Annotated in this window: 17 protein-coding genes and 2 tRNA genes; 1 reads left to right on the forward strand and 18 read right to left on the reverse strand. The window is 38.3% G+C overall.

Annotated features, from left to right (window positions below):
* Positions 1 to 117 precede the first annotated feature (117 nt).
* The 5 genes from RCG20_RS08930 to RCG20_RS08950 all read right to left on the reverse strand — a co-directional run bounded on the left by RCG20_RS08930 (position 118) and on the right by RCG20_RS08950 (position 6932).
* Positions 118 to 187, reverse strand: a tRNA-Arg gene (locus tag RCG20_RS08930).
* Between the two features lie 41 nt (positions 188 to 228).
* Positions 229 to 879: a cyclodeaminase/cyclohydrolase family protein gene (locus RCG20_RS08935; RefSeq protein ID WP_308183880.1), complete on the reverse strand. Its 651-nt coding sequence runs from the start codon at positions 877 to 879 to the stop codon at positions 229 to 231.
* 95 nt (positions 880 to 974) lie between these two features.
* The gene (locus RCG20_RS08940) at positions 975 to 1964 is read right to left on the reverse strand and encodes a hypothetical protein (RefSeq protein ID WP_308183881.1); all 990 of its coding nucleotides are present in this window, start codon (positions 1962 to 1964) and stop codon (positions 975 to 977) included.
* 368 nt (positions 1965 to 2332) lie between these two features.
* Positions 2333 to 5377: an AAA family ATPase gene (locus tag RCG20_RS08945; RefSeq protein WP_308183883.1), complete on the reverse strand. Its 3045-nt coding sequence runs from the start codon at positions 5375 to 5377 to the stop codon at positions 2333 to 2335.
* A 1483-nt stretch (positions 5378 to 6860) separates the two neighbouring features.
* Positions 6861 to 6932: transfer RNA gene (locus RCG20_RS08950), tRNA-Arg, on the reverse strand.
* A gap of 275 nt (positions 6933 to 7207) precedes the next feature.
* Between RCG20_RS08950 and clpP the strand changes: the two genes are divergently transcribed.
* Positions 7208 to 7816, forward strand: a complete 609-nt coding sequence (gene clpP, locus RCG20_RS08955) for an ATP-dependent Clp endopeptidase proteolytic subunit ClpP (protein ID WP_308183884.1) — start codon at positions 7208 to 7210, stop codon at positions 7814 to 7816.
* 60 nt (positions 7817 to 7876) lie between these two features.
* Here clpP and RCG20_RS08960 read toward each other — a convergent pair whose 3' ends face one another.
* From RCG20_RS08960 to hisD, 13 genes are all read right to left on the reverse strand, one after another.
* Positions 7877 to 8134 carry an HPr family phosphocarrier protein gene (locus tag RCG20_RS08960; RefSeq protein ID WP_308183886.1) on the reverse strand — a complete coding sequence of 86 codons (258 nt, stop codon included), beginning with the start codon at positions 8132 to 8134 and terminating at the stop codon, positions 7877 to 7879.
* A gap of 61 nt (positions 8135 to 8195) precedes the next feature.
* On the reverse strand, positions 8196 to 9146 hold the full coding sequence (whiA, locus tag RCG20_RS08965; RefSeq protein WP_308183887.1) for a DNA-binding protein WhiA: 951 nt from the start codon (positions 9144 to 9146) through the stop codon (positions 8196 to 8198).
* A gap of 131 nt (positions 9147 to 9277) precedes the next feature.
* Positions 9278 to 10261: a gluconeogenesis factor YvcK family protein gene (locus RCG20_RS08970; RefSeq protein ID WP_308183888.1), complete on the reverse strand. Its 984-nt coding sequence runs from the start codon at positions 10259 to 10261 to the stop codon at positions 9278 to 9280.
* Entirely contained in the window at positions 10258 to 11151 is an 894-nt protein-coding gene (gene rapZ / locus RCG20_RS08975) for an RNase adapter RapZ (RefSeq protein ID WP_308183889.1), read from the reverse strand. The genes RCG20_RS08970 and rapZ overlap by 4 nt, the downstream gene beginning before the upstream one ends.
* Before the next feature lie 22 nt (positions 11152 to 11173).
* On the reverse strand, positions 11174 to 11632 hold the full coding sequence (locus RCG20_RS08980; protein WP_308183890.1) for an NUDIX hydrolase: 459 nt from the start codon (positions 11630 to 11632) through the stop codon (positions 11174 to 11176).
* A gap of 428 nt (positions 11633 to 12060) precedes the next feature.
* Complete coding sequence (gene trxB / locus RCG20_RS08985) at positions 12061 to 13011, reverse strand: thioredoxin-disulfide reductase (protein WP_308183891.1); 951 nt, start codon at positions 13009 to 13011, stop codon at positions 12061 to 12063.
* A 253-nt stretch (positions 13012 to 13264) separates the two neighbouring features.
* Complete coding sequence (locus tag RCG20_RS08990) at positions 13265 to 14761, reverse strand: tetratricopeptide repeat protein (protein ID WP_308183892.1); 1497 nt, start codon at positions 14759 to 14761, stop codon at positions 13265 to 13267.
* A gap of 246 nt (positions 14762 to 15007) precedes the next feature.
* A complete protein-coding gene (gene hisIE, locus RCG20_RS08995; protein WP_308183893.1) occupies positions 15008 to 15625 on the reverse strand; it encodes a bifunctional phosphoribosyl-AMP cyclohydrolase/phosphoribosyl-ATP diphosphatase HisIE in 618 nt (205 codons plus the stop codon).
* The gene (gene hisF, locus RCG20_RS09000; RefSeq protein WP_308183894.1) at positions 15622 to 16380 is read right to left on the reverse strand and encodes an imidazole glycerol phosphate synthase subunit HisF; all 759 of its coding nucleotides are present in this window, start codon (positions 16378 to 16380) and stop codon (positions 15622 to 15624) included. Before hisF ends, hisIE begins: the two co-directional genes overlap by 4 nt.
* A gap of 2 nt (positions 16381 to 16382) precedes the next feature.
* The gene (gene hisA / locus RCG20_RS09005) at positions 16383 to 17102 is read right to left on the reverse strand and encodes a 1-(5-phosphoribosyl)-5-[(5-phosphoribosylamino)methylideneamino]imidazole-4-carboxamide isomerase (protein WP_308183895.1); all 720 of its coding nucleotides are present in this window, start codon (positions 17100 to 17102) and stop codon (positions 16383 to 16385) included.
* Complete coding sequence (gene hisH, locus RCG20_RS09010; RefSeq protein WP_308183896.1) at positions 17099 to 17713, reverse strand: imidazole glycerol phosphate synthase subunit HisH; 615 nt, start codon at positions 17711 to 17713, stop codon at positions 17099 to 17101. The genes hisA and hisH overlap by 4 nt, the downstream gene beginning before the upstream one ends.
* On the reverse strand, positions 17714 to 18301 hold the full coding sequence (gene hisB / locus RCG20_RS09015) for an imidazoleglycerol-phosphate dehydratase HisB (RefSeq protein WP_308183897.1): 588 nt from the start codon (positions 18299 to 18301) through the stop codon (positions 17714 to 17716).
* Between the two features lie 136 nt (positions 18302 to 18437).
* Positions 18438 to 19718: a histidinol dehydrogenase gene (gene hisD, locus RCG20_RS09020; protein ID WP_308183898.1), complete on the reverse strand. Its 1281-nt coding sequence runs from the start codon at positions 19716 to 19718 to the stop codon at positions 18438 to 18440.
* Between the last annotated feature and the right edge of the window lies 1 nt (position 19719).

A 19719-nucleotide genomic window follows, 5' to 3' on the forward strand; every position in this document is an offset into this window, starting at 1 on the left:
AAAATAGGGATTTGGTGAATGGTAAGAAATTGGTAGGTAATAGAGATCATCTTTTTTTTCAATAAAAGCATCAAAAACAAAAGCCACCCACCAATTTCATTGGCAAGTGACTTTTTATACCCTCAGCGAGAATCGAACTCACAATTTTAGCTTCGGAGGGCTTACGTGCTATCCGTTGCACCACGGTCAGGTCCGAAATTTCTTCGGGTAAAATTTCTAAGCTGATCACTATAGTGATTTTTCTATTTCATTATAAATAAAGTCGGCAATCTCCGTTCCTTTTGCTAATAACGCTTTTCCTTTTTCAGAGTACTCAGCTACAAAATCCTCATCTTTTACGCCACCTAAATTAATGAGTACATTTAGCCAGCTGCCATATAGTCCTGCCTTCATTGTCAGGGCAGCAACACCTAAATCGCTGGTAGCATTTGTATTCGATTTGCCCACTACCTTTGCAGTCAATTGAAGCCCATCGAATATCAGCTCCATTGTATGAAACGGAACTTGTGTTGCATATTTAAGTGCAACTTGCATGGCATTTCTTCTGGCTACTTTTTCCTCTTCTGTTTCCTTAGGTAAATCAAATACAGCTGATACATTATTAAATGCTTCTGTATCAGCGTCAATTGCTGCTAACAGATTAATATTAAGTGTTTTCATATCTGCCAATATACTTTTCATTTCCTCATTGTATTCTTCATATTTCTTTTTACCAATTGTTAATTCAGCAACCATTCTTGTTAGGGCAGCACCCACAGCAGCTGCTAATGCAGAAGCGGATCCGCCGCCTGGAGCAGGTTCATTCGAACCTAGTTTTCCAATAAATTCTGTAATTTTTAAATCAACTAATGCAGTACTTTTTCCTTCGATTGATTGCATGCCAATTCCCCTATTCTAAAAATTTATAAAATTGTATTTCTAACATATACAGTAAATTTTGATTTAGATTTCTATTACTCCATTTGTTATCGCTCTTATGGTGTTACAGGTTGTAAGTGATATTCAATAATTTGTGCTGCATCAAAGCCGATTAATCCCATGTTTTCTTCTAAAACTTTTACTAATTTATCGTAGTCTTTTCCATCGAATTCATATCCGAACTCTTTTGCAGCTTCTGCAACATATTTAAGATGAAGAGGTCCAACAAGCTCCGTACCAATTACCTTTATACCTCTCATTTGGGCTTCATTACTTACCCAATCACGGAGCATGACAAGTGGTGTTTCTGTACAGTTAAAGACGTTCATTGAAACTGCTGTACCAGGTTTGCCTTCATCTTTAAAGCCAACACTCTTAATCGATAACCAGCCGTGCTCTTTACTCTTAACCAATTTGGCGATTTGTTTTACAATGCTGACATCCTCAGATTCTATGAAAACGTTGTAAGCAACTAATCCTTCATTATCAGAGGTTACTGTACATGCGCCCATTTTTGCATCTAAATTACCGTCAACTGATAAATCAGGTTTTCGGGTTTCATAATCCGGATGATTTTTATCTTCCAATATAGTTTTTAAGCCTTCATATTGTCCACGGCGAATATTTGTATTTGATTTTTTGTACTCAGTGCGTGCATTTAATCCGGAGAAATAGACTGGGACTTCAAAATGCTCAAATAAAGAAACTCCTAATTTCTCCGCTAATTCTTGAGTTTCTTCAATTGTCACATTTTGCAGCGGGAATATAGGGAATGTATCAAGTGCCCCGATACGTGGGTGGTCTCCTTTTTGAACTTCCATATTTATATCTTTATAGACAACTTCGGCCATTTTTAACATCGCTTCTTCACAAAATTTCGGATCAACGATAAATGTTAAAACCGTTCTGTTAAAATTGTGCTCAGGTTCAACTGTCACGAACTTTACTGATTCAACTTGTTTCACTGCATCTACAACTGCATTGACAACATCAAGTCTTTGCCCCTCACTAAAATTCGGTACGGCTAAAACGTATTTCTTGCTCATAAATTACTTCCTCCTTACGTTTGTTTGTTTAATTACCTTTATTTTAATTTGTAAGCGTCCACAAAACGTCTAAAACTCTCCGTAGCCGGATACTATTTGTTACAACTTTGTGAGCATAAAGAAAACTCGCCGATTGGCGAGCCCCTAAGGGCAATGATTAGGCGTAGTTGCACTTATGCGCTAGCAGAATTTATGGATATTAATTCTGATTAGCTAAAGAAAACTTGGCTAGCGCCAAGCCTTAGCGCCGGCGATTGCCTAGTTGCCCTTATGCGATTTGAGTGTTGATTAATAATAAAACGCTCGAAACATCCTTTAATGCATTAGCTAAGTTAAACTTTCTTATTAGCATGAAAAAAGCCTCAAATCTATTGATTTGAGGTTTTCTGTTTATTCATTTTTAACTTATTAGAGGGGATTTCTCCATTAATTTTTATTTTTTCATCAAAATCCGTATAGTCGGAGTCATGTAAATAGTTGTGAAAAACATTATATAGCGCTTTATTCTTATCCATCTCTTTTACAATCGCTTTCTTAAGGTCGAGAAGACTGATTAACTCTCTGGGATTTTTAAGTACTTGCGCATGTTCATCTGCCTTCAGTAAATAGGTTAATGCACTCTGATAGTCTTTTTCCATTAAAAGCAGCAAACACATATATATTTCTGCGATCGGCTGGCTCATATTATAGGACAACTTATTGTAGATGACTAACGCACTTTGCATGTATTCTTTGGATTGCGTGAATTTTTTCGCATGATAACAAGCCACACCGGCATTTGTTTTGAATAATGAAAGGCTGATCCATAAATTTTTTTCGTTGCAAATAGAAATGGCTTTCTCATAGTAATGCAGTGCTTCTTCAAAATCACCCTGATCTTTTCGAATATCACCGATATTGTTATAGCAAGCGGCGATATTCAACCGATAATTTTCAAAGGTTTGTAAATCTTGTGTGTGAATCCAGATGCTCTCACGAAAATACTCTTCAGCCTCTTCATAATTTTCACATAAATATTCATACATTCCCCGGTAACGGAACCATACTCCCTCAATACATTTGTCCCTGGTCTTATTAATGATTGATAATACGTTAGCCAATACTTGTCCCATTACTTCGGTGTTGTATGTTTGAAGGCAATAGCAAATTTTTTGTTCATATCCTTTCAGGACAAAATCCAGATGATTTTCCTCAGTGGCAAATGTGATCAAGTTTTCAATATCCTTTAAGCCACTTTCATAATTGCCTCTCCTGATATTAAAGCGGCCATTTAAATGCAGCACATTCATTTTAAAACTAGGAAGTTCTTCATTCGCGGGATATTCCTTCATAACCCTTTCAAACAGACCAACTAATTTCTCCAAGTTTTGCTCAGTTTGTTCTTCACCAATATACAGCTTACTGAACGAATCTTTATCGAAATGAATGATTGGAAACCGTTCATGGATAAAATTAAAAAACATACTTAAACTTTTTATTCGGTATTTCAACGATTCAATAACATTACCAGCCTTTTCATAATGATAAATAAGTTTATAATAGATATCCAAGTCACTTAGATTATGCGGTAATTTTAATTCGAGCAGTTTCCCAATCCGATTATGCAAAACTTTCTTTTTACCACCTGGTATTTGAAGGTATTGAAACTCACGTAATTTTTGATGGGCAAACATATAACAGATATCATTTTGATAAGTAATTTCTTTCAATAACCCCTTTTCTGCCAATAACTCTGCCGTTTCAATTATTTCTAATTCATCTAAATCAATAAACTTTTTTAAAATAGAAACCGAAACTTCATCATAAAACAATGATGTTATTTCTAAAATTTTACTTTCGTTTTTAGTAAGATCAATGAATCTGGACATCAATACATCCTTCATTCTCGTTGACATTATGTTATTTGTTTGATGATTAATGATTGCCTGCATATATTCGGTTAAGAAAAAGGCATTTCCTTCAGTTTCATTATAGATCTCTTGATAAATGTCATCAGTAATTTTTTCTTTGGGTAGTGCATGGTCAATAAATCGTTCCACTTCACATTTATTAAATGGCGTTAGCTCCAACACCTCTACATTTGCATAATTATTGATATACACTAAAAATTTTTCCAATTCCGCATTCATTTCATTTCTAGTTGTTAAAAAGAAGATACAATTATGTAATTTACCATTTACTAGTAAACTATTCAAAAGGCGCATACTAGTGGCATCCATCCAATGAATGTCCTCAAAAACCAAGATCAACTTTTTCCTGCTTGAAACAACTTTTAATACTTCTAAAATCACATCTTCAATTTCAAATAAATTAGGTGATTCATTGGTGGCCCTTATTCTAATTGTTATTTCTTTTTTGTAGCTTTCAAATTCAGGCGCAATATTTACGAGTATATCCAGCAAAGACTGTGACAACGTGATTTGTTCGGTTCTAATAATCTTTAATATATTTACCAAAATGGATTTCCATGGTCTCAACACATAATTTTCTTCAAATTTGTAACAATTTGCTTCGACTACACATAAATCTTTATCCGATATCTCATTAACAAAATACTCTTTTAATCGGGTCTTTCCCACACCCATCTCGCCACGAACAAGAAAGGAATGATAGGATTCATTGTGGTGAAAGGAATAATAATTGTTTTTTAAAAGCCTAATTTCCTTATCTCTGCCAATGAAAAATTTTTGCGAGGTTTTCACTTTTTCTCGTTCATTCATTAAATCAAGTATTTCATTGTAGACTTTTTGAGTTTCTTGATTAGGGGGAACATCTAATTCTTTTAAAAGTAAATCCGACAATTCATTATAAACGACAATGGCATTCGAATATTTTTGCAGCTTTTTATAACAATTCATCAGTTCAATATATCCACTTTCATCAAACTCATCTAACTCAATAATCTTTCGGCAGATATTCTCTAGTTGAAAATAGTTTTTGCTTTTTTTATATTCAGACACTTCATTCCATAGACGACTATTATAAATAAAATTACACTCAGCCCTGACTTTATACATCCAGCGATCAAATTCATCTGCATCCTTTACAGTAAATCTATGTAGAAATTCGCCTTTGAAAATTTCCAGATTATTTTCATTCCGAATAAAAGCATCATAGTCTGATTCAATATTGATATTCGGATTCAATGAGACAGTAGAAAGACCACTAAACGAAAATATAGCCAAATTTGCAAACAGCTTTTTCAACGTATACAATGCATTTCTTAAATTCTTTTTTGCCGTTTGATCACTCATATCAGCCCAGAATAAATTGGCCAACTGATCTCTTGAAGTACTTTTATTCACAATCAAATAATAGAAAAGTGCTTCTGCCTTACCATATGGAAAAACAATTCTCTCATTATCTACACTTGTCATAAAGTTGCCAAAAAGGATCACTTTGATTTTCTCCATTTTTATTACTCCTTTCAACTTAATAGACTCTCGGTATTTAGCGAATCAGATGGTTCAAGGTTTTTCTTGGACCACTTATATTAATTCCAATTCCTCCTAAGGGCTTTCCAATCTGTCCAATCGGCAACGAGATGAAGCTAACCGGGTTTGATCAATCTAGAAACCAGTCAAAAGAGGTGTTGTCCACTTACTTAACGGGACGAAAAACACTTGTTCAACACCATGTTCTAAAGCAAAATATAGCCGCACATTTCATAAGGAACTTTTCTAAAAGATAATTGTTTTTTATCTATAGGTTCTGTGAAAGTAAACTATTGATAAAAACGTTGACTGGAGCGGAATGTGCGAGACTCCTGCGGGAGCAGTGGGACAGGTGAGACCCCAATGTCATTAACCTATAAATACAATAAATAACATTTTTGACTTTACTTTTCTTTGATTGCTGCTATTTACCTTATATTTTCGTTTTGAGAGTAAAATGAATTTTTCGCGGATGATTTATTTCGTATTAAGAACGTCTCTCATTACTATCATCTAATTTCCAGCTGTAAATAATAGAGCATAATCGTGCCCGTGATAGACGAGAGCATGAATGATTCGCCAAGGCACCATATATTGCTGTCAAAGGGAATCAAGAAGCATGAATGATTCGCCAAAGCACCATATATTGCTGTCAAAGGGAATCAAGGAGCATGAATAGACGGAAGAATTCCGCTTAATTAGTAAATTAGATCAAAAATAGCTTAAATAGAAGGAGAAATTCCGCCTATTGACTCGAAAACCTCAAAAATGGGGGGCTTTGCTTTGCATAATCGGAAAATCTCCACTTATTTACCCCAAAATGAGCTCCATTCTGCATCTAACCGGAAAATCTCCGCTTATTTTTACCCGAGTAAGGACAAGCCTTCTTTTTTAAGGTAATTTTACATCTACAAGTAGTAAGCGTTGTACATTTACAAAGGATGCTTTCGGATTTTCCTACTTTATCGCTCTTGAGTTGATTGGAGCGGAGGGCACTCGACTCCTGCGGGATAGAGATGTCATGGGAGACTCCGCAGGCGCCAAAGCGCCGAGGAGGCTTCCGGACCTCCCCGCGGAAAGCGAGTGCCTGGAGCGGAAATCAACCACTCCTCTAATAACAACAAAATTTACGAAGACAGCCTCTACCTACCTAGTCAATTTTTTTAAAAATAATAGAAGTATTAAAAAGCTTTCAGGGAAAAATTATATTTACCGTACTAATAATAGTTAGGTACACGCCTATTATTATAAATTATTCAAAAGAAGTACAACTAAGTTCACCATAACTAAAATTTTCTGTAAAAAAATAATAAAAAATAAACTTCTTACCCTCATAAAGTAGTTGAACTACTACTCGCATTGGGTTTAACAGAAGAAGGTGCAAACTTATATGTATGCGTTGAAACGAAAAAAAAGCCCCCATGTTTGTTGAAAACTCAACAAACATGGGGACTTTTAGCTATGCCCTCGGCGAGAATCGAACTCACATTTTAAGCTTCGGAGGCTTACGTGCTATCCGTTGCACCACGAGGGCAAATATAAGCGACTAACATATTATATGCTATCAATCTTTCCATTGCAAGCAGAGATAGGTTTAAAGCAGACATATTTGGTTATGATGGAGTATGAGCTATTTTTTACTCAATATGATTCCTATGAAAGTTGTCGAATCGATTCGTTTGACCTTTATTGACCATCAGTGTATGATAACAATAAAGAAACCATATGCGATATTGGAATTTATCGATATAAATTCTGATTAGCATTCAGCATTTTAAACTAACTTTCTTAATAAAAGGAGGAAGAAACATGAATTTAATCCCTACAGTTATTGAACAAACAAATCGGGGCGAAAGAGCATATGACATCTACTCTCGTCTTTTAAAAGACAGAATTATTTTACTTGGCAGTGCCATTGATGATCATGTAGCAAATTCCATTGTAGCCCAGTTGCTATTCCTTGAAGCAGAAAATCCAGAAAAAGACATATCCATTTACATAAACAGTCCTGGCGGGAGCATTACTGCTGGAATGGCTATTTATGATACGATGCAATTCATTAAACCAGATGTACAAACGATCTGTATTGGTATGGCTGCATCCATGGGTGCTTTCTTACTTGCTGCAGGTGAAAAAGGAAAACGCTATGCCTTGCCTAATGCTGAAGTTATGATTCACCAGCCACTTGGCGGTGCCCAAGGACAGGCAACAGAAATCGAAATTGCTGCTAAACGCATTCTTTTCCTACGTGAAAAATTAAATGGGATTTTAGCAGAACGTACTGGTCAGTCACTCGAAGTAATCGGGAAAGACACTGATCGCGACAACTTTATGACAGCAGACAGAGCGCTCGAATATGGGTTAATTGATCACATTCTAACTCGCAATTCTCTTGATAAAGATAAAGATAAAAAATAAAGAAAATGCGCCCATCCCCTCGGGGATGGGCGCATTTTTTAGACAAAACAACCCTTTGTTTTAGTTTTCCTTTTGAATGAATTCAGTTAATGCAATAATAGCATCCTGTTCATCGGCACCTGTTACAATAATTTTGATCTCTGTTCCTGAGCTGACTGCAAGACTCATCAAACCCATAATACTCTTCGCATTCACCTTTTTGCCGTCTTTTTCAAGAAAAACATCTGATGAAAATCGGTTTGCTTCCTGAACGAAAAGGGCAGCTGGACGAGCCTGAAGCCCTGTTTTCAATTTTACCTTCACTCGTTGTTCTACCATCACACAATTCCTCCTCTATAAATTTCACATCAATTTATTATTTTTTATCATTTTATTTCATCTATTTGATTGGGACCATTTCACCGGTCCGTAGTTTATCTGCAATTTCATCAATCTTTCTTAGACGATGGTTAATCCCAGACTTGCTGATCGCCCCACCGCTAACCATTTCGCCTAATTCCTTTAAGGTCACATCCTGATAGTTCACCCGTAATTCTGCAATTTCACGTAACTTTTCAGGTAAAATATGCAACCCAACGATTTGGTCAATAAACTGGATATTCTCAACCTGCCTTAACGATGCACCTATTGTTTTATTCAAATTAGCTGTCTCACAGTTTACAAGACGGTTAACAGAATTTCTCATATCCCTGACAATTCGGACATCCTCGAAGCGAAGTAAGGCATTATGAGCGCCGACTATATTCAAAAACTCAGTTATCTTTTCAGCCTCTTTTAAGTAAGTAATATAACCCTTTTTCCGCTCAAGTGTTTTGCTTTTTAAGCCAAACATATTCATCAATTCACATAAGGAATCATTATGTTCTTTATAAAGGGAGAACATTTCCAAATGGTAGGAAGACGTTTCAGGATTATTGACAGAACCTCCAGCAAGGAAGGCCCCCCTTAAATAAGCACGCTTGCAACATTTCTTTTTAATAAGTTCCTCCGCAATATTATGCGTGAAGGTAAATCCTTCACCAAGAATTTTTAAATCCTCCAATATTACTTTTGCCTGCTCCGACAAACGAACAATATAAACATTATTTTTTTTCAAACGCATCTTCTTCCGGACAAGAAGTTCGACCTGTACTTGGTAGCTCTTTTTTATTAATGTGTAAATTCTTCTTGCAATCGCTGCATTTTCGGTTTGAATATCAACAATTAGCTTACGATTAGAGTATGATAGTGAGCCGTTCATGCGGATTAAAGCTGACAGCTCTGCTTTTACACAACATGACTTCATTTCCAGAGTCGTTAGTTCTTTTTTTGTTTCCGAAGCAAAAGACATCCCTTCACCCCCCTACATTAGTTTGATGCTATCCTACGGAAATCGAACATAGCGTAATACATAACCCATCTAATATAGAAAGATAACAAGATACACCCGAATGGAACTATCTTGAAAGCGTTTTATGTTATTTACGGATTACACGCATCATTAGTTTCAATTAAAAGCAAATTATATAAAATTTCTGCTACCTTTTTAGGATCATGCCGAAGTGCTCCCTTTTCTTGGATCGCAATATCAGCATGGACGACTTCAAGACCTAGCTCAAATAGACGTGGAAGGTCATATTGAACTGGATTTGCCAACTCTTCTTTATACCGAAGCTGGACATCCTGCGGAATTTCTTCATTATTTACAAGGATTGTATGAATAAAGGCAGAATCCAGATGTTTATAGAGGGCCTCTACATGATCGCTTGCAGAGTAATTAAGCGTTTCTCCTGCCTGCGTCATTAAATTGCAAATATATACTTTCTTTGCTCGGGAACGGCAAACCTCTTCTCCAAGTTTCGGAACGAGAAGATTCGGAAGAATACTTGTATATAAACTTCCAGGGCCTAGGATAATTAAATCTGCTTGTCTGATTGCCTGAAGTGTTTCAGGTAATGGGCGGATATCATCAGGTGTCAAAAATACCTTGTGTATTTTTTTCCCCGAATAAGGAATTTTTGACTCTCCCGAAACAATCGTCCCATCTTCCATTTCCGCATTTAAAACAACGCTTTGGATAGCTGCTGGCAATACTTTACCATGCACATTCAAAACCTTGCTCATTTCTTGAATAGCATGGACAAAGTTTCCGGTAATGGATGTCATCGCAGCAAGGATTAAATTTCCAAGCGAATGCCCTGACAATTCATTAGATGTTTTAAATCGATGCTGAAACATTTCTTCAATTAGCGGTTCAACATCGGATAAAGCAGCTAACACATTCCTGATATCTCCTGGAGGAGGTATGTGCAGATCTTCACGTAATCTTCCCGAACTGCCTCCATCATCAGCCACAGTTACAATCGCAGTAATATCGACAGGATAATGTTTTAACCCTCTCAATAGGACTGGCAAGCCTGTTCCACCACCAATGATGACAATTCTGGGTTGTCCCTCTTGTCTCATGTTGTCTTTTCCTTTCTCCTCTGGATGTCCCGATGCGTGATGCAAGTTTGATAATCCTTTTCAAAGAAATGTCCAATATATTCAGCAAGTGTAACAGAACGGTGCTGCCCTCCTGTACATCCGATGGCAATAACCAACTGTGACTTCCCTTCCCTCTTATAGTGAGGAAGCATAAAGATAAGCAGTTCCGTGACTTTCTCTAAGAATTTTTGTGTCTCACTCCATTTTAAAACATATCTAGAAACCTCTTCATCCAACCCAGTCATTGGCCTCATATGATCGATATAATGAGGGTTCGGCAAAAACCGGACATCAAAAACAAGATCAGCATCAATTGGAAGTCCATACTTGAACCCAAAAGACATAACATTAACCGTAAAGATAGTTTTCTTATTTCTCGTAAACTCAGTTAGAATTTTTTCTCTTAGTTCCCTAGGTTTCATCTCGGATGTATTATAAATGAGCTGCGCCCGCCCTTTTAAATCCTCGAGTAATTCTCTTTCCAACTGAATCCCTTCAAGTGGCAAACCAGAAGGAGCAAGTGGATGGGAGCGTCTTACCTCTTTATAACGTCTTACTAGGGCTGAATCGTCTGCCTCAAGAAATAGGATTTGAGGGGTAACCCATGACGTTTCAGCAAGATCATCAAGGGCTTTAAAAAGATGGTCAAAAAACTCTCTTCCGCGCAAATCCATGACTAATGCAACTTTATTCATTTTATTCCCTGATTCCTTCATGAGTTCAAGGAATTTCGGCAGAAGCGTTGGCGGCAGATTATCGACACAAAAGAACCCTAAATCCTCAAAGCTTTGGATTGCCACAGTCTTTCCTGCGCCAGACATTCCCGTAATAATGACCATTTGAGTATCGCCCGTCGCACCGGTACTCATTTTAAATTCCCCCTATTGTTTGTTAACTAGGATCTAATCTATAACCGATTAGTTTGAAGTCTTTTGTATATGTGAAAGTGCCATAAATAATACCTTTAGCGTGAATCATATAATCAAGAATATGGTAATCTCCAGCAGCCATAGGAAGTGAACCCAGCTGCTCCACGGAATGCCATTCTAATTTTCCTTCTTCACTTTCTTGATAACCCAATCCATCTGAATCGGTTGCCAAAAAGGTAAACATCATCCATTCTGATACAACTTGATCATTTTCCTGCATAATCATCGTAAAAATACCTTTTAATTGAGGGCTTATTAAATATATTCCTGTTTCTTCTCGATATTCACGAATACAGGAATCTCGTACGGATTCACCTGGCTCCATTTTTCCACCAGGGGCCACCCACCAACCACGTCGCGGTTTTTGCAGCAATAATACCTTATTATCTCTTAACAATACACAATTGGTAACCCGTTGCATTACAATTCACCTCAATATCCCATTATGCCATATGATACATTGATATAACGATCATTGATTCTTTTCATTATACTATTATTCAATTACAGTCACAATGAGAGCAAATTTGATAATTATTTCAAAAAGCTGTGGTCAACACTAATTTTTTAGAAATTTTTAAATTATAACTGTATTTTTGTAAAATTACGTTCCGATTACTTTGCCTTTAGCAATTTACGAAATTCTTTATATTTTATGTAGTTTTACACTAAATTATAGTATCTCCAAAAAAAGAGCACAGGCATAAACCTGTGCTGTAAAAGGATTATATTTTTCAAGGGGGTCAATTCCTATTTTTATCATACTCTCCCAATATTTCACTATTGTTACAGTAGAATTAAATAAGAGTTACTTTTTTTGTGAAAAGGTGTTCACGTTCTTTAACTAGCTTACTGCTTTGATTTCAATTCTTCCTTATGCTCTTCTAAAAAGTGCTGGGCACTCTGGGCTGCAATGCTTCCGTCCCCAGTAGCAGTAACAATCTGCCGCAATGTTTTCTCACGAATATCACCAGCTGCAAAAATGCCACGAACCTTCGTTTCCATACGATCATTTGTTTCAATGTACCCATTCTCATTTGTAATTCCAATACTTGCAAACGGTTTAGAAAGAGGTACCATACCGACGTAAATAAATACACCGTCTGTTCGGAATTCCTGCTCTTTGCCGTTTTCAGTTGAAACAAGTGTAACACTGCCAACCTTACCATCTTTTGCATGGATCTCTTTGATTGTATGATTCCAAACAAAGTCGATTTTTTCATTTGCAAAGGCACGGTCTTGAATAATCTTTTGAGCACGAAGTTCATTTCGGCGATGAACAATCGTTACCTTTGAAGCAAACCGGGTTAAATAGATGCCTTCTTCAACAGCAGAATCTCCCCCACCAATGACAACAAGCTCTTTTCCTTTAAAAAATGCCCCATCACAAACGGCACAATAAGACACACCTCGTCCGCCAAGCTCTTTTTCCCCAGGAACGCCGACTTTCTTATATTCAGCACCCGTTGTAATGATCACAGAATAAGCGTTGTATTGCTTTGAACCAGCCACAATCGTTTTATAATCACCATGATCAATGATTTCTTTAATATCCCCATAAGCATATTCTGCTCCGAATTTCTTCGCATGTTCAAACATCTTAGTTGATAAATCTGGCCCTAAAATACTTTCATAACCAGGATAGTTTTCAACTTCTTCAGTATTCGCCATTTGCCCACCAGGAATACCACGCTCAATCATTAATGTAGATAAATTAGCTCGTGATGTATAAACAGCTGCAGTCATACCAGCTGGACCTGCACCAGCAATAATGACATCATAGATTTTTTCGTTGGTCATGCTTTTTCACTCCCTCTATTAAAGCATTATGAATAATATTATGCCCCACTACCTATATCCTATAAAATAACAAATTGATAATCCAACTATCTGCTCACACGAAAAGTGAAAGTACCCTGTTTAGCCCCGACAAGCGCTGGAAGGACTGGCTGTGAAGTCGTCGCTCTTTGACTTCATTGCCAGGCCTGAAGCGACCTCAGAGGGGCTGGGTGCTTGAGCTAGACAGTTTTCGATGTTCAAAGATCATTTCTTCTTATGATTTCAAGCAGTTATTCACCATTTTTACGTATTTCCCAACCGTAGCCATTGAAAGTTCATAACGATCAGCTATTTCCTGTTGAGAAATCCAGTGATTGCGATATTTATTCCAGACATACTCTACTGCAGCGGCCCATGCCTTCTTATTTTTCAGCTCAATATGTTGACTAGATACTTCAATGAAAATAGTGAACCAAAATAAAAACAAGCCTGCTTCAATCGTTCCAATAGGTTGATAGAAATCATACAATTCCTTGGCAATATCATGAGCATCTGAAATAGAAGATCGTTTACCCGTATTTAAAAATAAAAGATACTTTTGCTCCATAATCGTTAGTTTTGCATTTTGCATAATACCCTTTGAGGTAAGCAATTCTGATTTCTTCGAAGAAACCGACAAAAGGAATAAACCAAATAACCGTTCCTCTAAATATTCACTTTCCAATTTTAAAGAAATCGTACCTAAATGGTCTTCAAAACCACTAATTTCAGGCTTCTCTTTATTCCAAGGTTCAAATCCCTCTTTATCACGATTTAATTGGAGTGCTTTTTTCCACACATTTCTGGCAAGGCTTTCTCTCCCAGTAAAGTATGCTGCATATGACAGCCAATAATAAAATGGACCATCTCCGTCAAATCCATGTTTATAAAGCTTTTTGAGGAGTACATATGCCCTGTCATATTCACCCACCAATGCAAAAGTAGCTCCTAATTTAAATTGGTGTTCCGAAATCATCGGTTGAACTCGTTTTAACATATCAATCAACTGGCTTTCTTTTTCCATTTGCTTCAAGTAATGAGCAAACACAAGCAGGTTGCAAAGGGCATGTAGATTACCTGGGCTTCGCTCAAGTACATCCATTAAAATCTCTTTTGCTCTGTCTGCTTCCCCTAAATAAAAATAGGCAAGCGCAAGATTATTGTATGCGGACCAATACTCAGGATATTCTTCGATCACATCGTTAAGGAGTTCAATTGCCTTTGGAAAATATCCCGATTCCAACAGCTCACGGGCCTGTTCCTGTTTGACAATTAAATCATCCTGCTCATAAAACTCATCATCCATTTCCTCTGACTCAAATGATAAGAGTTCCATTAAATCTTCTGTATCTTCTATAAATTCCCCATCAGGGTCAAGTTCTAAATAAAGCTTTGCATGTTGAAATGCATCTTTAAAAAAGCCCATATGAGCATAATTATTAGCTAAAAAGTAATGGCATTCAGCCATTTCTTCATCCAGTTCATCAAGGATAAGATGCAAGAGGCGGTTGGAATTTTCATACTCTCCTAATTCAGCCTCAATAATAGCTAGCTGACAGGTAATCATCGGCTCACCAGGCTCCAGCTGCATCGCACGTTCAAGGTATTTTTTTGCTTTTATAAAATCACGACGATTGTAAGCCTTTAAACCCTTCGTGAAATAATATTCCCCCGTTGGAAGGAATGAAAGAATTTTTCCTTTTTGTAATCTTGCGTTCGAATCTATACCCATGAAAACCTCCAACTTTCAATAAACATACCTAAAGTAGTATAGCACTTTTCAAGCAGTGGGAGAAGGGAGTCATGTATGTCCAAAAAAAGAAAAGCTTTGGCATTACTTCTTTTTGGTGACAAGCATAGGATTAGCTGATGGATGGTTATTCTTTAACTTTCTTATGGAATAGGGAAGGCAGAGCAAGACTTCCCTCTAAAATACTATATTAAAAAACCGATTTCCAAAAGGAAACCGGCTTTCACATTATTTTTTATTATGCCGTTCCTCAAGTGTCTTAAGAACTGCTTCAAATGGAAGTCCTTGCTCCACCAATAAGACGATTAGGTGATAAAGCAAATCAGCTGCTTCCCATCTAAGCTCTTCCGGATCACGATTTTTTGCTGCAATAATGACCTCTGAAGCTTCTTCGCCCACTTTTTTCAATATTTTATCAACACCCTTTTCAAAAAGGTATGTTGTATAAGCACCTTCTGGACGCTGCTTTTCACGATCCAAAATAATCTTTTCAAGCTCACGCAAAATCTCATAACCGTCTTTTTTTCCTTCAAAAACTCCTTCTGTGAAACAGCTAACTGAACCAGTGTGACAAGCTGGTCCTTTTGGGTTAACCAATACGAGGATTGCATCCTGGTCGCAATCATACTTCATATCAACAATCGTCTGCGTATTCCCGCTAGTTGCCCCTTTATGCCACAATTCTTGACGAGAACGGCTGAAAAACCACGTTTCACCCGTTTCCAACGTTTTTGAAAGTGACTCCTTGTTCATGTAAGCAAGTGTTAATACTTCTTTCGAAGCGGCATCCTGGACGATAACTGGGACAAGTCCCAATTCATTAAATTTGATTTCTCCAACGTTCATCTTACTACCACTCCTTTTCCCTTTAAATGGCTTTTCACTTCAGTTACAGATGTTTCTCTATAATGAAAAATTGAAGCTGCAAGAGCCGCATCCGCTTTTCCTTTTAAAAATGCCTCTTCGAAATGGTCAGCACTTCCTGCCCCACCAGAAGCAATTACAGGAATCGACACTGCCTCACTTACTGCTCTAGTAAGTTCGAGATCAAAACCATTTTTCTCCCCATCACTATCCATACTCGTTAATAAAATTTCTCCGGCGCCAAGCTCAGCAGCTTCCTTCGCCCATTCAACCACCTTTTTATCAGTTGGCGTTCGACCGCCATGGGTGAACACCCGCCATGTTCCAAGCTCTTCGTCATACTTGGCATCGATGGCCACAACAATACACTGGGAGCCGAAATAATTAGCACCTTCCTTAATAACAACTGGATTCAGAACCGCCGCTGTATTAAGGGAAACTTTATCGGCACCAGCCCGGAGAATCCGTTTCATATCCTCGAGGGAGTTAATTCCACCACCAACCGTAAACGGGATTGCAAGCTCTGAAGCAACTGCTTTGACGACTTCAACCATCGTCTTCCGGCCTTCATTTGAAGCTGATATATCTAGAAAAACAAGCTCATCTGCGCCTTGCTCATCATAAAATCGAGCTAATTCGACCGGGTCACCTGCATCGCGCAACTGAACAAATTGAATCCCCTTTACTACTCGTCCATCTTTTACATCTAAGCAAGGAATAATCCGTTTCGTCAGCAAGATTACCTCACCTCTTCCAATGCTTGTTTTAACGTAAATCGATTTTCATAGATGGCTTTTCCTACAATTACCCCACCGATACCTTTTGCATTTAGAGCTTTTAAATCATCAAGACTACTGACGCCTCCTGATGCGATGACACTTTTTCCAGTAACCTCTGCCATCTCACAAACAGCCTCGATATTTGGTCCTGAAAGTGTACCATCTGTAGCGATATCTGTAAAAATAAACGTTACCGCACCCGCTTCCGCAAAGCGTTTGCCAAGTTCGACTGCTTTGACCTTCGATGTATCAAGCCAGCCATGTGTTGCCACAAACCCATCCTTAGCATCGATTCCAACGGCAATTTGCATACCGTATTTTTTTATCATATCAATTGCAAACTCTGGATTTGAAACAGCGATGCTACCTATAATAACACGATCAATTCCATTTTCAAGATAATGGAGAATATCTTCTTCTGAGCGAATACCACCACCGATTTGAATGTTACCATCAAGCTCCTTAGCCGCCTGAATCACAAACCGATCATTTACACGCCTTCCATCTTTCGCTCCATCAAGGTCAACCATGTGAATCCAGTTCGCGCCGTCCGCGGCAAATTGTTTAGCCATTTCAAAAGGCGAATCACCATAAATCGTTTCTTTATTATAATCCCCTTGTAGAAGGCGTACACAATTTCCGCCCCTCATATCTATTGCAGGATAAATTGTGATGCTCATTGCGATACCTTCCTTTCTGCAGCCAGCTGTAAAAAATTTTTTAAAAGTGCCATTCCGAGCTTGCTGCTTTTTTCAGGGTGAAACTGCATGCCGAAAATATTGTTTCTGCCAACAATCGCCGAAACCTCTTCATGATAGCTTGCCTTCGCGAGCAGAATATCTGAATTTTCCGTAGCGTTAACAAAATAAGAATGGACAAAATAGACGTAATCTTCCTCAACATTTTTTAAAAGAGGAGATGACTTTACAAACTCAAGTTTGTTCCATCCCATATGCGGAACTTTGTATGTTTTACCTGGGAAGCGTCTGACGGAACCTGGTAAAAGTCCGAGCCCCTTTGTATGGCCATTTTCTTCACTTTCTTCAAAAAGAAGCTGCATGCCAAGGCAAATTCCAAGTAGAGGCTTACCTGAGGCGGCAAACTCTTTCACTGTCTCCACTTGTAAAAGTGCCATGGCATCACGAAATGCCCCAACTCCTGGAAGGATCATTGCATCGGCCTCTAGCAGCTTCTCTTTTTCGCTTGAAATAAAGTACTCTGCTCCCAATCGCTCCAGTGCCTTGCTAACGCTGAACAAATTACCCATTCCATAATCGACAATCCCGATCATTTATAACATTCCTTTCGTTGAAGGAACTCCCTTGATACGCGGATCAATAGTCGTCGCTTCATCAAGTGCCCGACCCAATGCTTTAAAAATGGCTTCAATCATATGGTGTGTATTTTTTCCATAATGTACAATCACATGAAGGTTCATCCTTGCTTCAAGCGCAAGCTTCCATAAAAACTCATGGACAAGCTCTGTATCAAATGTTCCAACCTTTTGCCCTGGAAACTCTGCCCGCATTTCCAAGTGTGGTCGGTTGCTTAAATCAACCACAACCTGTGCAAGTGCCTCATCCATCGGAACAAACGAATTCCCGTATCGCTTAATACCCTTTTTATCACCCAATGCTTCTCGTAAGGCCTGCCCTAAGCAAATCGCAATATCCTCAGAAGTGTGATGATCGTCAACCTCCGTATCACCCTTCGCATCAACCGTTAAATTAAATTGCCCATGCTTTGTGAACAAATCAAGCATATGAGAAAGAAATGGTACACCTGTCTCAAGCTTTGATTGCCCTTCCCCGTCAATGGATAATGCTAACTTTATTTGTGTTTCATTTGTTTTTCGATCAACACTTGATGTTCTTTCCATGAAAGTACCTCCTGTTTGTTGGATTGCTACTTGTTTGGAGCTGTTTTGGTGGCTTACCCGCCAAATTTCGTATTTCACCGGCTATTTCAAACCTCTAATTTATCATTTTACAGAAAAACTCCAATGCTCCACCATCTTATAAATCCCGATCATTCCTTAGTCTCGCTTCAACTGCCCTTGCATGTGCTTCGAGCCCCTCCATACGGGCAAATTCAGCAATTTTTGAACCATTATCCAATAATGCTTTTTTACTATATAAAATAACACTCGATTTTTTCTGAAAGTCATCAACATTCAATGGACTTGAAAACCGTGCTGTCCCGTTTGTCGGTAGGACATGATTGGGTCCTGCAAAATAATCGCCAACAGGCTCCGAACTGTACCGCCCAATGAATATGGCACCGGCATGGCGAATTTTCCCTAGAAGCTCCATCGCGTTTTCCGTCATAATCTCCAAATGTTCAGGAGCGAGCTTGTTCACTATTTCAACTGCCTCGTCTATGTCAGACGATACATAAATGACACCGTAATCCCGGATCGAAGCTGCTGCAATTTCACGTCTAGGCAGAAGCTCCAATTGCCTTGCCACTTCCATCGAAACATTTTCTGCAAGCTGGAATGAAGGAGTGACTAATACACTACAGGCCCGTGGGTCATGTTCCGCCTGTGATAAAAGATCGGCCGCAACCTCATCCGCAAATGCCGTATCATCGGCAAGAACCGCAATTTCACTTGGACCTGCGATCATATCGATTGCAACATCGCCAAAAACCTCTTTTTTAGCTAATGCAACAAAGATATTTCCTGGACCTGTTATTTTATCAACGCAAGCAATACTTTCGGTTCCATAAGCGAGCGCTGCAATTGCCTGTGCCCCGCCCACTTTATAAATCTCCTCCACACCTGCTTCTTTTGCTGCAACAAGAACAGCTGCAGGTAATTTTCCATCCTTACCAGGTGGTGAAACCATCACAATTCTCTTTACACCAGCAACCATTGCTGGAACCACATTCATTAAAACGGACGAAGGATATGCCGCCGTACCACCCGGTACATAAACACCTACAGAGTCCAGGGGAGTTATTTTTTGACCAAGGATGGTTCCATTATCTTCAGTCGTCATCCATGAAGGACGGAGCTGATTTTCATGGAAGGTCCGAATGTTCTCCGCCGCTTCCCTCACAATGGAAACAAATCCGCTATCCACTTGCTGATACGCTTCCTCAATTTCTTTTTCACAAACAGTAAAGGAATCCATAAGAACATGGTCAAATTTATTCGTGTATTCTCTTAATGCTTCATCACCTTGGACGCGAACATCAGTAATAATACTTTGCACAACCTTTAGCTGTTCTGCTGTCCCTGATTCAATGGAACGTTTTATTGAAACAAGTTTATCAACCTGTAAAATTTTCATC

Source organism: Neobacillus sp. PS3-40, from assembly GCF_030915485.1.
In the GTDB taxonomy this organism is placed as follows: Bacteria; Bacillota; Bacilli; order Bacillales; family Cytobacillaceae; genus JAUZPL01.

Excerpts from the sequence above, each read along its gene's own strand:
- RCG20_RS08935 (WP_308183880.1), bottom strand. The coding sequence starts at position 879 with ATGCAATCAATCGAAGGAAAAAGTACTGCATTAGTTGATTTAAAAATT.
- RCG20_RS08940 (WP_308183881.1), bottom strand. The coding sequence starts at position 1,964 with ATGAGCAAGAAATACGTTTTAGCCGTACCGAATTTTAGTGAGGGGCAA.
- RCG20_RS08945 (WP_308183883.1), bottom strand. The coding sequence starts at position 5,377 with ATGGAGAAAATCAAAGTGATCCTTTTTGGCAACTTTATGACAAGTGTA.
- clpP (WP_308183884.1), top strand. The coding sequence starts at position 7,208 with ATGAATTTAATCCCTACAGTTATTGAACAAACAAATCGGGGCGAAAGA.
- RCG20_RS08960 (WP_308183886.1), bottom strand. The coding sequence starts at position 8,134 with ATGGTAGAACAACGAGTGAAGGTAAAATTGAAAACAGGGCTTCAGGCT.
- whiA (WP_308183887.1), bottom strand. The coding sequence starts at position 9,146 with ATGTCTTTTGCTTCGGAAACAAAAAAAGAACTAACGACTCTGGAAATG.
- RCG20_RS08970 (WP_308183888.1), bottom strand. The coding sequence starts at position 10,261 with ATGAGACAAGAGGGACAACCCAGAATTGTCATCATTGGTGGTGGAACA.
- rapZ (WP_308183889.1), bottom strand. The coding sequence starts at position 11,151 with ATGAGTACCGGTGCGACGGGCGATACTCAAATGGTCATTATTACGGGA.
- RCG20_RS08980 (WP_308183890.1), bottom strand. The coding sequence starts at position 11,632 with ATGCAACGGGTTACCAATTGTGTATTGTTAAGAGATAATAAGGTATTA.
- trxB (WP_308183891.1), bottom strand. The coding sequence starts at position 13,011 with ATGACCAACGAAAAAATCTATGATGTCATTATTGCTGGTGCAGGTCCA.
- RCG20_RS08990 (WP_308183892.1), bottom strand. The coding sequence starts at position 14,761 with ATGGGTATAGATTCGAACGCAAGATTACAAAAAGGAAAAATTCTTTCA.
- hisIE (WP_308183893.1), bottom strand. The coding sequence starts at position 15,625 with ATGAACGTTGGAGAAATCAAATTTAATGAATTGGGACTTGTCCCAGTT.
- hisA (WP_308183895.1), bottom strand. The coding sequence starts at position 17,102 with ATGAGCATCACAATTTATCCTGCAATAGATATGAGGGGCGGAAATTGT.
- hisH (WP_308183896.1), bottom strand. The coding sequence starts at position 17,713 with ATGATCGGGATTGTCGATTATGGAATGGGTAATTTGTTCAGCGTTAGC.
- hisB (WP_308183897.1), bottom strand. The coding sequence starts at position 18,301 with ATGGAAAGAACATCAAGTGTTGATCGAAAAACAAATGAAACACAAATA.
- hisD (WP_308183898.1), bottom strand. The coding sequence starts at position 19,718 with ATGAAAATTTTACAGGTTGATAAACTTGTTTCAATAAAACGTTCCATT.